Origin of the sequence: Bradyrhizobium sp. F1.13.3 (genome assembly GCF_040548265.1) — a bacterium.
Lineage (GTDB): Bacteria > Pseudomonadota > Alphaproteobacteria > Rhizobiales > Xanthobacteraceae > Bradyrhizobium.
In genome coordinates this window covers 378,702-394,218 of record NZ_JBEPRI010000002.1, presented here as the reverse complement: position 1 = coordinate 394,218, position 15,517 = coordinate 378,702, and the positions used below count along the sequence as shown (strand labels likewise).

13 protein-coding genes are annotated in these 15,517 nt (G+C 64.8%); 3 read left to right on the top strand and 10 right to left on the bottom strand.

All coding sequences use genetic code 11. The annotated features are described in order from the left end of the window. Positions 1 to 19: 19 nt before the first annotated feature. On the top strand, positions 20 to 1,159 hold the full coding sequence (locus ABIB66_RS06720) for an acyl-CoA dehydrogenase family protein (protein WP_354206043.1): 1,140 nt from the start codon (positions 20 to 22) through the stop codon (positions 1,157 to 1,159). Between the two features lie 281 nt (positions 1,160 to 1,440). Here ABIB66_RS06720 and ABIB66_RS06715 read toward each other — a convergent pair whose 3' ends face one another. From ABIB66_RS06715 to ABIB66_RS06670, 10 genes are all read right to left on the bottom strand, one after another. Beyond that, positions 1,441 to 2,478, bottom strand: coding sequence for an amino acid ABC transporter substrate-binding protein (locus ABIB66_RS06715; protein WP_027565946.1), 1,038 nt, complete (start codon positions 2,476 to 2,478; stop codon positions 1,441 to 1,443). 54 nt (positions 2,479 to 2,532) lie between these two features. Then, positions 2,533 to 3,126, bottom strand: coding sequence for a L,D-transpeptidase (locus tag ABIB66_RS06710; RefSeq protein WP_354206045.1), 594 nt, complete (start codon positions 3,124 to 3,126; stop codon positions 2,533 to 2,535). Between the two features lie 313 nt (positions 3,127 to 3,439). Then, positions 3,440 to 4,414 (bottom strand): hypothetical protein, encoded by a 975-nt coding sequence (locus ABIB66_RS06705; RefSeq protein ID WP_354206047.1) that lies wholly within the window; start codon positions 4,412 to 4,414, stop codon positions 3,440 to 3,442. Between the two features lie 84 nt (positions 4,415 to 4,498). Further along, positions 4,499 to 5,062 carry a thioredoxin family protein gene (locus ABIB66_RS06700; RefSeq protein ID WP_354206049.1) on the bottom strand — a complete coding sequence of 188 codons (564 nt, stop codon included), beginning with the start codon at positions 5,060 to 5,062 and terminating at the stop codon, positions 4,499 to 4,501. A gap of 31 nt (positions 5,063 to 5,093) precedes the next feature. After that, complete coding sequence (locus tag ABIB66_RS06695; protein ID WP_354206051.1) at positions 5,094 to 5,792, bottom strand: cytochrome c biogenesis CcdA family protein; 699 nt, start codon at positions 5,790 to 5,792, stop codon at positions 5,094 to 5,096. 438 nt (positions 5,793 to 6,230) lie between these two features. Next, the gene (locus tag ABIB66_RS06690) at positions 6,231 to 6,842 is read right to left on the bottom strand and encodes a sigma-70 family RNA polymerase sigma factor (RefSeq protein ID WP_275168500.1); all 612 of its coding nucleotides are present in this window, start codon (positions 6,840 to 6,842) and stop codon (positions 6,231 to 6,233) included. Between the two features lie 408 nt (positions 6,843 to 7,250). Beyond that, positions 7,251 to 7,988: a response regulator gene (locus ABIB66_RS06685; RefSeq protein WP_354063876.1), complete on the bottom strand. Its 738-nt coding sequence runs from the start codon at positions 7,986 to 7,988 to the stop codon at positions 7,251 to 7,253. Between the two features lie 10 nt (positions 7,989 to 7,998). Beyond that, the gene (locus ABIB66_RS06680) at positions 7,999 to 9,744 is read right to left on the bottom strand and encodes an ATP-binding response regulator (protein WP_354254611.1); all 1,746 of its coding nucleotides are present in this window, start codon (positions 9,742 to 9,744) and stop codon (positions 7,999 to 8,001) included. Continuing rightward, positions 9,714 to 11,744 carry a sensor histidine kinase gene (locus ABIB66_RS06675; RefSeq protein WP_354206431.1) on the bottom strand — a complete coding sequence of 677 codons (2,031 nt, stop codon included), beginning with the start codon at positions 11,742 to 11,744 and terminating at the stop codon, positions 9,714 to 9,716. The genes ABIB66_RS06680 and ABIB66_RS06675 overlap by 31 nt, the downstream gene beginning before the upstream one ends. A gap of 54 nt (positions 11,745 to 11,798) precedes the next feature. Beyond that, a complete protein-coding gene (locus ABIB66_RS06670) occupies positions 11,799 to 12,794 on the bottom strand; it encodes a TRAP transporter substrate-binding protein (protein ID WP_275168497.1) in 996 nt (331 codons plus the stop codon). Between the two features lie 185 nt (positions 12,795 to 12,979). Between ABIB66_RS06670 and ugpB the strand changes: the two genes are divergently transcribed. Further along, entirely contained in the window at positions 12,980 to 14,320 is a 1,341-nt protein-coding gene (gene ugpB, locus ABIB66_RS06665) for a sn-glycerol-3-phosphate ABC transporter substrate-binding protein UgpB (RefSeq protein ID WP_354206058.1), read from the top strand. 222 nt (positions 14,321 to 14,542) lie between these two features. Next, a complete protein-coding gene (locus ABIB66_RS06660; RefSeq protein WP_354206060.1) occupies positions 14,543 to 15,502 on the top strand; it encodes an aminoglycoside phosphotransferase family protein in 960 nt (319 codons plus the stop codon). Positions 15,503 to 15,517 lie beyond the last annotated feature (15 nt).

Here is a 15,517-nt window from a genome sequence, read left to right as displayed (position 1 = left end):
TCGAATCGGAAACACACACATGGCCCTCGTCCTCACCGAAGAACAATCGATGCTCCGCGACAGCGCGCGCGGGCTGATCAGCGACAAGGCGCCGGTGTCGCATTTGCGACATCTGCGCGATAGCAAAGATCCCACCGGCTTCTCCAAGGAGTTTTGGCATTCCTTCGCCGAGATGGGTTTTGCCGGCTTGCTGGTGCCGGAAGAGTTCGGCGGCAGCGGGCTCGGCTATGTCGAGGCCGGCGTCGTGATGGAGGAGATCGGCCGCACGCTGATGCCGTCGCCCTTCCTCGCCACCAGCGTGGTCGCGGCCTCGGCGCTGAACCGTGGCGGCAATGCCGCGCAGAAGTCGGAGTATCTGCCGAAGATCTCCAACGGCTCCCTGCTCGCGACGCTCGCGATCGACGAGGGCGCAAAACACCGCCCGCTTCAGACCAGCCTCCAGGCCGTGCGCGCCGGCAACGGTTTTAGGCTCTCCGGCGCCAAGGCGCTGGTGGTCGACGGTCACGTCGCCGATCTTCTCATTGTCGCTGCGCGCACCGCGGGTTCGGCCGGCGAGCGCGAGGGGCTGACGCTGTTCCTGGTCAATCCCAAGGCCAAGGGCGTCGCGATCGAGCGCACCATCATGGTCGACGCGCACAATGCGGCGCGGCTCGAGCTTGCCAATGTCGAGGTCGATGCCGACAGCGTGCTCGGCGAAGTTGACCAGGGGGCCGGCTTGCTCGACGGCGTGCTCGATATCGGACGCGGCGCGGTGGCCTCCGAAATGGTGGGCCTGAGCGAAGAAGTGTTCAACCGCACCGTCGAGTACCTGAAGAGCCGCAAGCAGTTCGGCAAGCTGATCGGCGAATTCCAGGCGCTGCAGCACCGCGCCGCCGAACTCTATGTCGACATCGAGATCACCCGCGCCGCGGTGATGAAGGCGCTGCAAGCGCTCGATACGGACGTCGCCAAGGCCGCATCAAACGTCGCCGTGGCAAAGGCCCGCGCCGGCACCACCGCCACGCGCGCGGTGCAGGAAGGCGTGCAGATGCATGGCGGCATGGGCATGACCGACCAGTTCGACATCGGCTTCTTCATGAAGCGCGCGCGTGTGTGCGAGGAATTGTTCGGCGACGCCAATTACCACACCGAGCAGCTGGCAAGGGCGCGGGGGTATTGAGGCGAGACGGGTGTGAGGTCCAGGGCGTCGCCTCACAGGCGGTGTCGTCGCCCGGCTTGACCGGGCGACCCAGCACGCCGCGGCTTCTCGATTGATCGCAACCGTCTCTGGAATACTGGATCGCCCGGTCAAGCCGGGCGATGACAGTTGAGATTGTGGATAGCGCGCCTGCCCCAAGCTCGTCATTGCGAGGAGCACTTGCGACGAAGCAATCCAGGCTGTCACCGCGGAGGGATTCTGGATTGCTTCGCTACGCTCGCAAAGACGGCGGTTAGACCGTCTTATCTCACCGGCGGCGCATACTGCACGCCGCCCGCATTCCACAGCTGGTTCATCCCGCGCGGGATCTTCAGCTTCGACTTCTCGCCGATGTTGCGCTCGTACATCTCGCCGTAATTGCCGACGTGGCGGATGATGCGGACCACCCAATCCTTGGTGAGGCCGAGCTGCTCGCCGTAATTGCCCTCGGTGCCGACCAGCCGCATCACTTCCGGCTTCTTCGACTTCAGGGCCTCGTCGATGTTCTCCGAGGAGACGCCGAGCTCCTCAGCGTTGATCATCGCGTATAGCGTCCACTTCACGATCATCATCCAGTCGTCGTCGCGCTGGCGCACGACGGGCGCGAGCGGCTCCTTGGAGATCATGTCCGGCAGGATCATGTGGTCGCCGGGCTTCGACAGGTTGATCCGCAGCGCGTAGAGCTGGGAGACGTCGGCGGAGAGCGTGTCGCATTTGCCGGTATCGTAGGCTTTCACCACGTCGTCCAGCTTGTCGAACTTCACCTCTTCATACTTCATGTTGTTGGCACGGAAGTAATCCGCGACGTTGAGCGCCGTGGTGGTCCCGGTCTGGACGCAGACCTTGCTCCCGGTCAGATCCAGCGCGGTTTCCTTGTTGCGCGCGCGCGGCAGCATGAAGCCTGCGCCGTCGTAATAGGCGACCGCGGGAAAATAGAGATCGTAGTCGAGCTCGCGCGCCATGCTCCAGGTCGAGTTGCGCGAGAGGATGTCCACTTTCCGGCTCTGCAATTCCTTGAAGCGCTCGTTGGCGTCGAGCGCGACGAACTTCGCCTTGCTCGGGTCGTTGAAGATCGCGGAGGCCACCGCACGGCAGAAATCGACGTCGAAGCCGGTCCAGTTGCCCTTGTCGTCGGGGATCGAGAAGCCCGGCAGGCCCTTGTTGACGCCGCACAGCACCTCGCCGCGGCGGACGGTGCGCTTCAGGGTGCGGGTGTCGTAGAATTCATAAATGATGGCCAGGACGGCGACCAGCACGGCGACTGCGAGCCCGATCAGCAGGCCGCCACGAAAAGTGCGCATCATGTTGCTCTCTCGAAATAATCGGGAAAAGGAATATTCGCCAGGGCGAAAAGATCAGAGCTCGGGCTTCTGCCGGATGACCACCTTGGTGCCGACCGGGACGCGATCGTAAAGATCGGCGACGTCACGGTTGACCAGCCGGAAGCAGCCCGAGGAGACCTTGGTGCCGATCGTGTCGGGCCGATTGGTGCCGTGGATGCGGTACACCGTGGTGCCCAGATACATGGCGCGGGCGCCGAGCGGATTCCCGGGGCCGCCGGCCATGAAGCGCGGCAGGTAGGGCTGGCGCTGGATCATTTCCGGCGGCGGCGTCCAGTCCGGCCATTCCTTCTTGTTGGTGATGTTCACCAGCCCCTGCCACTGAAAACCATCGCGGCCAACGCCGATGCCGTAGCGGATCGCACGACCACCGGGCTGCACCAGATAGAGATGCCGTTCGGCGGTCGAGATGATGAGGGTGCCGGGCGCTTCGGTGGTGCGGAAGTAGACGACCTGCTTCTGCCATTCCGGATCGAGCTCGAAGGCGTCGTCGGCGACCAGACCCGGCTCGTCGCCGCGGTCGGGCTGCTGGGCGTAGGCATGGGGCGCGGACAGGATCAGGCCGATCGCAGCCACAAATATCCCGGTAAGGCGACGAAAATCCGTCATTTCAAGCTCTCCCCACTGCCACAGCGAATATCGTTCGGAACCATCTGAACCCAGCGGCAGCTTCATGGCAAGTTGATGGCGCGCCCGGCTGGTATGTCACGAGAATGCTTTGGTTTTTTGACGGACCGCCGGCAATGCCACAAACAGGGGATGGCGCGAAAAGCAGTAGCCAGGGCCTCGCATGGGGTGGGGCGGCCATTTGCATTCACAAACGCAGTCATGCCCGGCTTGTCCCGGGCATCCTTGGTGCTGTGGGCAAAGACGTGGATGGCCGGGACAAGCCCGGCCACGACGATGTGGAGGCAGCGCGATATCAGATCTGGTTGTTCTCCGGCGCGATCCCGAGCCGCCGGACGATTTCGGCGCCTACGGCCCGGGCCTCAGGCCGAGAGCCGATGCGGGGGCTGCGAAACCGGCGTCCTGAGAGCAATCGGATCACGACGATGCAGTGCTCGTCCTCGGACCGGCCGCGGCGCTCGACCGTGATTGTTTTCACGTCGCGCCCTTCGATGTGGTCGGCACGCAGCGTGCCGTCGCCCCACAGGCGTTCGACCCGGATATCGCCTTGGCGGATGATCCAGAAAGCGCCGGTCACAAGGTTGGCATACCGGTAAACGCCGAAAGCGGCGATCCCGCCGACCGGCAGCAGCATGATGTCGACCGGCCCGGGCGACAGGCCGCGCCAGAGCCTGTAGGCGTAGGGAACGGCGCACAATGCGACGACGATCAGTGCGACGATCCTGATGTCCCTCGTGGAAAACGGCTCGAGAGGGTCGCCGAGACGCATCTCGGGATTGCTGGCATCGAGCGGATTGACCGGAGACTCGACGTCGGGAACGTCGAATTGCGCGGCGATCCGCGCCACCGTGTCGTGCACATGCGTGACGTCGGTGATAGGCGGCGACGTCAGACGTTCTCCCGAGGCCAGTGTGAAGGCCAGCTGGAAGCGGGCTTTCGCCCTCTTGCTGCCGGGAACCTGCAATCCCCTGATGTCGTCCTTGGCGACGATCCGCGTCCGCAGCTTTCCGAACGGGCGCTGCTCCCCGATCAGGATCTCGTCCGGCGTGATGATCCACACCACCGCCGGCGCCATCATGATGACGCCGACGAACGCCGCTCCCACCAGCAGCGCGACCACGGAGATGATCACCTCCAGGGGGTCGTGCGTGAACAGACCCGGCGTGAAGCACAGCGCAACGGCGGCCGCAAAGCCGGACATGACCAGCCGCTGCGCGATCGAGGCGCCTTCACGAAGGCGAATATCAGTGCTGCTGGTGGCGTCGTCCATCGCGGGCGGCTGATTGCGTGGCCCGCGAAACTCCACGGACGGGTCCGTGGAGTCAAGCAACAACGGCGAGACCAGCGCGGCGTGTTAGCTGTTGGCGTTCAGCAGCCGGCCGACGGTGCGGTCGATCTCGTCATAGCGGCCTTCGCCCTCGTGCTGGAACACGATCTTGCCGTTCTGGTCGATGATGTACTGCGCCGGCCAATACCGGTTGCGGTAGGCATTCCAGGTCTTGGAATCATTGTCCTGTGCCACCGGATAGGTGATGCCGTGGCGTTTCAGTGCGGCCTGGACATTGGACGCCGAGCGCTCGAACGGGAATTCCGGCGTGTGCACGCCGACCACGACGAGCCCCTTGTCCTTGTACTTGGCGTAGAGCTCGGTGACGTGCGGCAGCGTGTTGACGCAGTTGACGCAGCCATAGGTCCAGAAGTCCACCAGCACGACCTTGCCGCGGAGATCGGCGATATTGAGCGGCTTCGAGTTGAACCAGTTGTTGATGCCGGCGAAGTCGGGCGCGGTCTGCTGGCTGGCGGCAGCGGTGACGACAGGGACGGCGCGCGCGGCCTCGTCGCAAATGCCGGGGATGACCGCGCCTGTTACGGCGATGCCGATCAGAGCGGCGGAGACGGCGAGCAGTTTGAAAGTCATGGACGAGTCCTCCGGTTGAGATGCGCGATGATCACAGGCCGATCTGGCCGGTGGGATAGAAGCCGGTGAGCCACGCCACGATCAGCGTGTCGTATTGGAAATAGGCGGCGACGGCGAAGCCGATCACGACGACGCCAAAGCCCTGCTGCAGTCTTGGCGAAATGCGCGCGAGACTCCGCACCCGCGTGGTCGCGGCCTGCCCGCCATATGCGATCGCCAGCATGGGGATAGCCGCGCCGATCGCGTAGGCGACCAGCAGCGTGCCGGCCCAGGTCGCGTTCTCAGTGGTCGCGACCAGCGTCAGGATCGAGCCGAGCACCGGGCCGGCGCAGGGCGTCCAGACCAAGCCAAGCGTGGTGCCGAGCACGAGCCCGCCGAGCGCGCCCTCGCGCTGCGTAGCGCCGGAGTTGCCGAGATCGAGCCAGCCATTGAGCCGGATCGACAGCCATTCGAATGGCGCTGGCCACAGCATCAACAGACCGAAGCCGAGCAGCAGGATCGATGCCGCCTCGCGCAGCACGTTCGGATCGAAATCAAACAGCCGCGTGATGGCGCCGAGCAACAGCGCAGTCGCGGAGAACGAGATGACGAAGCCGAGCGCGATCATCGCGGGGCGCAGATGCGAGCTGCGGCCGATCGAGGCGCCGAGCAGGATCGGCAGCATCGGCAGCGTGCAGGGCGCGGCGATGGTGAGGATTCCGGCGAGGACAGCGAAGAGAAGTTCGAGCATGGGGCACTCGTGAAGGGGGTCACGAGGGCTGTTCGGGATGGATGTGTCGGACGTTACGCGCCGTCACACGTTCGTGACGGGGACACGAATTCGCAGGGGGGCGTCATGCCCGGGCTTGTCCCGGGCATCCTCGTCTTTGTACCGCGGGGAAGTCGTGGATGGCCGGCACAAGCCCGGCCATGACGACAAGGAAGCGCCGTGCCCAGCACCGCTGGCGCCGCGTGCGTTACCCCAGACACAAAACGACCCGGAGGGGGGGCATCCCGTCCGGGTCGCTGGAGGTCTTGGGAGGTTTAACGAAACCGTATGTGAGCTTTATAGGAGGGAAGTTTTTCCGCCTGATGTTGTGCTTTGTTTCAATTGTTTCGTCGGCGGTAACACTTCCGTGTCCGGGATAGGGCCAAAACAAAAGTCCTATCCCATTGAAATAGCTGAACTTCAGGCAGCGAAGCGCTCGACGCCACAGCCCTTAAGCAATTCGGCCAGTTGCTTGCGGGCGTAGAACATCCGGGTCTTCACCGTGCTCTGCGGGATGCCGATGATCTGACCGACCTCCTCCACCGACTTCTCATGGTAGTAGACCAGGTTGATGATTTCGCGATGCGCAGGTGACAGCTTCTGAACGCAGGCGCGCAGGATGGCGCTGGTGTCGCTGCGGTCGAGCGAGGTCTCCGGCGTGTCGCAGCCGTCGGCGATCTGGCGCACGTCTTCCTGGTCGATGTCCTCGAAGCGGCGCTGGCGCATCGCGGTCAGCGCCTTGAAGCGGGCGATCGAGAGCAGCCAGGTCGAAACCTGCGAGCGGCCCTGGAACTGGCCGGCGGTCCGCCACACGTCCAGAAACACCTGGCTGACGAGGTCTTCCGCGGTGGTGGCGTCGCGCACGATCCGCAGGATGAAGCGGTAGACGCGCACATTGTGCCGGCAATAAAGGATGTGCATGGACGTCCGGTTGCCGTCGGCAATGCTTTCGAGAAGCATGTCGTCCGAGGTCGCCTGAGCGGCAATGATGCTCTGGCTGGCTTGGGCGTTGATGGCGATGACGTTCGGCATTGACTTGGCTCCCCGTAGCGCCGCAACCGAGCGGCGTTTCCTTGGACCAAAGTGTTAATGAGCCAACGTTTCGGGACGTCTGCACGAAAAGGGGAAAATGGTTTCGTGCGCCATCAAATTGTTTCATCGGATTAGCCGCGACGAAACATTTGGGGCAAAAAAGCGTGGAATTTCAATGTACGGAAAATACGGGGCTGGGGAATTGGAGGCGGACTGAGGTGTCGGGAACGTATTCCGAGGGGTTGCGTTCGCACTCACCGTGTCGTCCTGGACAAGCGAGCAAGGCGAGCGCCGATCCAGGACCCATTACCCCAGGGAGACGTTTTGCGAAGACGCGTGGTTGCCAGCTCGCGCAGCAAGATCTGCCTGGGGTAATGGGTCCTGGCTTTCGCCAGGACGACGATGGTCCTACGCCTTCTCGCCCGCCGGCGAGAACAAATAGCCGCCGCCGCGGATGGTGCGGATCACGGCGGGTTTTGTCGGATCGGGCTCGATCTTGCGGCGGATCCGCATGATGCGCAGATCGACCGCGCGGTCGAAGGCTTCGGCGTCGCGCGCGTTGGCCAGTTCCAGCAGGCGCTCGCGCGAGAGCACGCGCTTCGGATTGGCCGCGAACACTTTCAAGAGCCCGAACTCGGATGCGGTCAGCGGGTGCTCGTTGCCCTCATCGTCGCGCAAGGCCTGCGCTTCGAGATCGAGCCACTTCGTCCCGAACCGTACCAGTTGCTCCTTGTCCGATTTCGCAGCCGCCGTTTCCGCCGCCACGGCTTTCGCCGGCACGCTCCGGCGCAGCACCGAACGGATGCGCGCCATCAGCTCACGCAGCTCGCACGGCTTGGCCACGTAATCGTCAGCGCCGAGCTCGAGGCCGACGACGCGGTCGATCGGGCTCGCCGTCGCCGTCAGCATGATCACCGGCACGTTGATGCGGCTCTTGAGGTCGCGGATGATCGAGAGCCCGTCTTCCTCGGGCATGTTGAGGTCGAGCACGACAAGGTCGGGCATGCTGCCGTCGATCGCCGTGCGCAACGACTTGCCGCCGTCGCACAGCGTCACGGTGAAGCCGTGCATCTTGAGGTAATCGCCGACCATCTCCCGGGCCGGGGCCTCGTCGTCGACGATCATGATGTGCTGGCTTTGGGTCATGGTCCTGAGATCACGGAATTTCGGTCGCGGGGAGGGTGATGGTGAAGGTCGAGCCCTTGCCGGGGCCCTCGCTCTCGGCGGTCACCTCGCCGCCGTGCATGTCGATAATACGCTTGACGATGGACAACCCAAGGCCGGTCGAGCTCTCGCCGGCGGTCGGTTTTGCCGACAGCCGCTGGAACCGGCCGAACAGGCGGCCGAGATCCTCCGGCGACAGGCCGGCGCCCTCGTCGCTGACGCGGACGATGGTGTCGCCGCCCTCATGGTTCACGATGACGCCGATATTGCCGCCGATCGGTGAGTATTTGATGGCGTTGCTGATCAGATTGTCGATCGCCTCGCGGATGCGGTCGGTGTCGCACATGGTGACGATGTTGACGGGCGCGGTGACGCTGATTGCCTGCTGCTTGTTGACGGCGAGCGGCTGGTTGGCTTCCGCGACCTCCTTGACCAGGGCCGCGACGTCGACCGGCTCGCGGCGGATGGTGATGTCGAAGGCATCGGCCATCGCGTCCGAGATCAGATGATCGACCATCGTGGTCAGGCGCTTCGTCGCATCGCGGATGTGATCGACCTGGGCGACCACGCCGCTTGACGACGCGCCGGTCGAGATCAGCTCCTTCAGCATCTCGGTGCGGCCGAGGATGACGCCGAGCGGATTCTTCAGATCGTGGGCAACGGTGCCGAGGATCTCGTTCTTGAAGCCGTTGGCGCGCTGCAGCCGCAGCCATTGCGCCGAGAGCCGGCGGTTGGCCTGCATCAGCGCGCGGGTGCGCTGGGCAACGCGGTCTTCCAGCTGGGTGTTGGCGGCCTGGAGCTGCTGGTAGAGGATGACGTTGTCGAAGGCGATCGAGAGCCGACTGGAAAAGATCTCGACCAGCGAGCGGTCGGTCTCGGACAGCTCGCGCTCGGCCTGGAGCAGCACCACGACCTCCCGGCCGCTTCCGGTGCGCAAATAGATCACGCTGCGGTGGTCGGCGAATTCGTTCTTGCGGCCCTGGAAAGCGGCTTCCACCATCGCGCGCAGATCGGGGTCGAGCGCCTTCGATGAGGTCGTGCCGATGAAGCGGCTGTAGCAGCCGCTGCCGGCGAGCACCGAGAGCTCGGGGTCGAGGCCGCCATTGTCGCGCAAGACCAGTATGCCGGCGCAATCGACGTTGAGCAGCGAGGCGAGCTGGGTCAGCACGCCCTCGGCGAGCCGCTGCATCGACTTGAAGTCGTACAGCGTGGAAGCCGCGTCGATGATGATCTCGAGCCCGCGCCGGGTTTGCAGCATGCGCTCGAGTTGCTGGTAGGAGCGCAGCGCCGCGGTCAGCGAGGTGAACAGCTTGTCGGCGGTGAGCTCGGTCTTGGCCTTGTAGTCGTTGATGTCGTACTGCACGATCACGCGCCGCTCGGGCGCCTGGCCGGGCTGTCCGGTGCGCAGGATGATGCGCACGGTCTCGTTCTTGAGTTCGTTGCGGATGAACTCGACCAGCTCGAGGCCGGCGACATCAGTCTCCATGATGACGTCGAGCAGCACGGCGGCGATGTCGTTGTGCGCGGCCATCAGCTTGCGACCTTCGGCCGCCGAATGGGCGGAGAGGATCTCCAGGCCCTGGCCGTTGAGGGAATAGTCCGAGAGCGCAAAGCGGGTGCCGTCATGCACGGCCGGATCGTCGTCGATGACGGCGATTTTCCATTTCCGGGCGTCAACATCCTCCGATGCGGTACCGGTATCGTCGATCAGGTGGAGGACATCGTCCTGTTCGGCCATTGAGAAGTCCCGTCAGTCTCTGTGCTTTGCCCGCCGCCCCTGGCGACCCGGGGCATGATAATGCGAAATGTAGTGCCTTGTCCCAGCTTGGATTCCAGCATCATGCGACCGCCGAGCTGCTGGGTGACGAGGTTATAGACGATATGGAGGCCGAGTCCCGTGCCACCTTCATTGCGCCTGGTGGTAAAGAATGGGTCAAAGGCCTGGCGCTGCACGTCGGAGGTCATGCCGGCCCCGTCATCGGTGAAGATGATCTCGACGTCGTCGGCCCCGCGGGGCCGCGCCGAGATCGTGATCGTGCCGGCGCGGCCGTCGGCGAAGGCGTGGTTGGCGGCATTGAGGAACAAATTGGTCAGGATCTGGCCGTAGGAGCCGGGATAGCCGTCGAGCAGCAGCCCCTCGGGCATGTCGACATTTAGCGTGATCGGCGAGCGCTTCAGCACCGGGCGCAGGCTCGCGATGATCTGGTCGGTGGCTTCGCTCAGTGAGAACTGCCGCCGCTCGGCATGGGAGCGGTCGACCGCGACCTGCTTGAACGACTGGATCAGCTCGCCGGCGCGCTGCAAATTGGCGACCAGCTGCTGCGAGGCGTCGCGCGAGGACTGCACGAATTCCTCCAGCTGCGAGCGGCGCAGGCCGCCTTCGCCCTTGAGCTGGGCCTCGAAGATCTCGGTGCGCCGGGCAAAACTCGACGCAACGGTGAGGCTGATGCCGATCGGATTGTTGACCTCGTGCGCGACGCCGGCGACGAGGCCGCCGAGGGCGGCGAGCCTCTCGGCATCGATCAGATTCTGCTGCGCGGCGTTGAGCTCGAGCAGTGCACTCTCGGCCTTCTCCTTGGACGCGCGCAGCTCGTCCTCGGTCTCACGTTTCGCGATCGCGTTTTCGCGGAACACTTCCACCGCGCGGGCCATGGCGCCGACTTCGTCGCGCGCGCGCGTGCCCTGAACCTCGCGGCCGAGGTCGCCGAGCGTGATCGCGCGCATTGCCGCCATGATCTGCTGCAGCGGCAGCCGGATCGACAGCGCGATCAGCACGCCGGCGGTGAGGATGATGCCGAGGAAGATCACGGCGATGGAAAGAACGCGACGGGAAATGTCCGCCAGCGTACGGTCGAACGTCTCCTGCGCCTTCTGCTCGCGCTGGCGCATCTTGGTGGAGAGGTCGTCGATAGCGCCGATCGCCTCGGCCTGGTTGGCGTCGATGGTGTTGCGCAGCAGCTCGGTACGGTTCATGAGCTGCTCGGAGAGCTTTGCAAAGCCCTCGCGCAGCGCGGCGGTCCGGGCCGCCAGCCGTCGCAGCGCCATGCGCTGGAGGTCGTTGTCGGCGAGATCGATCATCACGGGGATCGTCTTCTCGATCGTCTCGGTGTTGCGGCGGGCGTCGTCGGCCGCACCCGGTGACAGCGACAGATAGTAGGAATTGGCCGCGACCAGCATCGCGGTGAAGGCTTCGCGCGACTTGCCCAGCGAAGGCCAGATCAGCGCGTCGCGATGGCCGGTGGCGCCTTCGATGATGGAGTAAAGGCCGGCCATATCCCTGGCCGGTCCCTGCACTTGATCCTCATAGGTCCTGGCGATGGTGGCCTGCACGCCGCGCAGCTCGCCGAAGCCGTTGAGGAAGCGGTCGGTGGTGCGCTCCAGCTCCTCGACCGAGCCCGACAGCATCGGGTCCTTGGCGGCGCGGTTGGTCAGCGTCCCCAGCACCGCCTCGCGCAGCAGCAGGATCTCGGCGAACAGGTCGGGGCTCGGCTGGTTGATGTAGCGGTGGATCAGATTGTGCAGCCGCCCGGTCTCGCTTTCGAGCAGCGCCAGGATCCGGTCGGACTCGCGCACCTGGCGCACGTCGTCCCAGGCCGAGCCGAGCACCTGCGACCCGTTCCAGATCAGCCCGACCAGCACGATGACCACGGCGGAGTTCAGCGCCGCGATCGACAGGATGCGCCAGCGAATCGGCACGGCCCGGAGCACGCCGACCAGCCGCGCACGCAGCCGCCCCATCGGGCCGGGCGACCTGTCTGCATGCTCGCTGTGTCCAAGCCCGGGCAAGTGGCCTCACTCCACCTTGCGAATGCGTTCGATCAGCGCGGCCGCGGCCGGATCTTGCCCGGCCTTGGCGTAGATCGCGACCATCGCGTCCTCGAACGGCTTGCGGTCGATATCCCTGACGATGGTGACGCCCGCTGCTTCCGCCTTGTGCTGCGACTGCTCCTCGAGGTCGCGCCATTTCTCGCGCATGAACCGGCTGGAGCGCTGCGCGGCTTCCCTGAAGATGGTCTGGTCGTCGGCCGACAGGCTTTTCCAGGCCTTCAACGAGATCACCAGCACTTCGGGGCTCATCGTGTGCTCGGTGAGGGCGAGGTAGCCGGCATGCTTGTAATGGTCCGTCGTCACGTAGGATGGCCAGTTGTTCTCGGCGCCGTCGATCAGGTGGTTGGCAAGCCCGGCAAGCACCTGCCCATAGGGCATCTCGACCGGCTCCGCGCCGAGCGAGCGGATCATCTGGCTCATCAACTCCGACTGCTGCACCCGGATCCGCAATCCCTTGAGGTCCGCGACACTCCGCACGGGCCGGGCGCCGTTGTAGATCGACCGCGCGCCGGAATCGTAGAAGGCGAGGCCAACGAAGCCGTAGGGCTCGAAGCTGCCGAGAATCTCGCTGCCGACCGGACCGTCCAGCACCTTCTGCATGTGCTCGATGGACCGGAACAGGAACGGCATCGCCAGCACGTTCATCGCCGGAACGAAGTTGCCGATCAGCGCCACATTGGTCCGATTGAGATCGATCGCGCCGACCCGGGTCTGCTCGATGGTCTCCTTCTCCTCGCCGAGCTGGCGGGAGTGGAACACCTTGACCTCGTGCCGGCCGCCGCTGCGCTCGGCGATCAGGGCGCCCATGTAGCGCAGCGCCTGCACGGTCGGATAATCCTCGGTCTGGGTGTCGGCGGCGCGGAACTCCCGCGCAGCGGCTCCCGTCGCGCAGATGGCGATCAGAAGCGCGACGAAAACCACCCCGGTCCGCGAGCGTTCGGCACGGTTCAACACTGGCACACTCAACCCCTCAGTGGTGGAGTCTATGGCGGGAGGAAAAGGTTCAATGCAATCTAGCAGATGGTCGTGGGAAGGCCATCCCGCGCGGCACTGCTGCGTGATTGTGCGTCGCGGCCGGGGCTCATTCCCGGTTGAAACCGCAAATGCCGCGCCTTAAGCAGGGACAGCCGCTTTCGTCGTGCGGCATGGAAAGAGCCATCGTGATTTCAGCATCGCGTCTTTTGCAGGTCGTCGCCGCCTTTGCGGCCCTCTCATTGGCCGCGCCGGTGCGTGCCGCGACCGACATCGCGTGGTGGCACGCCATGTCCGGCGAGCTCGGCCGCCAGCTCGAGAAGCTCGCCTCCGACTTCAACGCCTCGCAGCCGGACTATCGCGTGGTGCCGACCTACAAGGGCAATTACACCGAGACCGTGACGGCCGCGATCTTCGCCTTTCGCTCGCGCAGCCAGCCCGCGATCGTCCAGGTCAACGAGGTCGCCACCGCCACCATGACCGCGGCCAAGGGCGCGATCTATCCCGTGTTCAGCCTGATGCGGGACATGAACGAGCCGTTCTCGCTCAATGACTATCTTCCCGCGGTCTCCGGCTACTACACCGATGCGGCCGGCAATCTCTTGTCCTTCCCGTTCAATTCATCGACGCCGATCCTCTATTACAACAAGACCATGTTCCGCGACGCGGGGCTGGATCCGGAGGCGCCGCCGAAAACCTGGCCGGAGCTTGGCGCCGCTGCAAAACGCCTGCGCGATCGCGGCGCGGTGTGCGGTTTCACCACATCCTGGCCGTCCTGGATCCATGTCGAGAATTTCTCAGCCTTCCATAACCTGCCGCTGGCGACGCGGACCAACGGTTTCGCCGCGCTCGATGCGGAGTTGACCATCAACAATCCGTCTCTGGTGCGTCATGTCGCCGAGCTCAGCGAGTGGCAGAAGACGAAGGTGTTCGACTATAGCGGCCGCGGCCAGTCGGCCGAGCCGCGCTTCCAGAACGGCGAATGCGGCATCTTCATCGGTTCTTCGGCGACGCGCGCCGACATCAAGGCGAATTCGAAATTCGAGATCGGCTACGGCATGATGCCGTATTGGCCCGACGTGAAGGGCGCGCCGCAGAACTCGATCATCGGCGGCGCCACGCTGTGGGTGCTGCGCGACCGGCCGCGCGAGGAATACAAGGGTGTGGCGCGATTCTTCGCCTACCTGTCGCAACCCGGCGTGCAGGCCGCCTGGCACCAGAACACCGGCTATCTGCCTGTCACCCGCGCCGCCTTCGAGCTGACGCGCGCGCAGGGTTTTTACGAGCGCAATCCCGGCTCGGCGATCTCGTTCGAGGAGATCACGCTGCATCCGCCGACGGAGAATTCCAAGGGCATCCGGCTCGGCTCCTTCGTACTGATCCGCGGCGCGATCGAGGACGAGCTGGAGCAGGCCTTTGCCGGCCGCAAGAGCGCGCAAGCAGCGCTCGATGCCGCGGTCGAGCGCGGCAACAAGATCCTGCGCCAGTTCGAGCGCGCCAGCCCGGATAGGTAGGGCGTTCAGATTGGACCTCTCTTTAACCGCGAAGGAAGTGCGCTCCCTCTCCCGCTTGCGGGAGAGGGTTGGGGAGAGGGTGTCTCCGCAAAGGGACAATCCCCTAGAGGAGAGAACCCCCACCCGGCGCTTCGCGCCGACCTCCCCCGCAAGCGGGAGAGGTGCACCGTCTGCTTGGCTCGCATCGAATCAACCAAAACCCGCTTGCCTGATCGGGCGCGCATGACCAGCATTCCATCGCAAATCCTGGCAACTTTCACCGACGCTGCTGCCTTTCGCGCCTTTCGCGCCGACCCTCCGCGATGGCTGCCGATCGCCATCGACATCGCCCGCAGCCACGGTCTCGATGTCAATGCGCCGCACGTGTTTGCTACCGGCACCAATCTCGTCGTCGGGCTCGGCGACAAGCTGATCCTGAAAATCTTCCCGCCGCTGCTTCGCGCGCAATTCGTCTCCGAGCACGGCTCGCTGACGCAGCTTGCCGGCCGCCTTCATCTGCCGATCCCCGAAATCGTCGCGGAAGGGACGCGCGACGGCTGGCCTTATCTCATCATCACACGCCTTGCCGGCACGCTCGGTTCGGAGGTCTGGCCGCAATTGCCGGAAGCGCAGAAGGAGCGCGTGCTGCGCCAGATCGGCGAGACTATCGCGTCCGTGCAGCGCGCGCCCCTCGGCCCGCTCGCGCAGATCGAGCCGCGCTGGGACGACTTCATGCGCGCCCAGATGCAGGGCTGCAAGGCGCGGCACACGCGTCTTGGCCTTGCGCCAAAATTTCTCGCCGGCCTCGACGACCTCCTGCGTGATGCGGCCGCGCTCATTCCGATAGATGCGCCGCCGGTGATCCTGATCGGCGAATACATTCCGGAGAACTTCCTGCTCACCTGCAACGACGATCAATGGTCGCTCGCCGGCCTGTTCGACTTCGGCGACGTGCTGGCGGGATGCCGCGACTATGATCTGCTCGGCCCCAGCGCCTTCATGGCAGCGGGCCGGCCGGGTCGCGTGCGCAGCCTGCTCGAAGGCTTTGGCTACGCCAAGCCCGACTTCGCGCTCAAGCGCCGCCTGATGGCGCTGATGCTGCTGCATCGCGCCAGCGACCTCAACAGCCACATCTGCATCGAGGGCTGGCAGGAGCAGGCGGACGATCTGGTCGAACTCCAGGACGTGATCTGGCCGGGGTGATCGCCGGCGATCCCC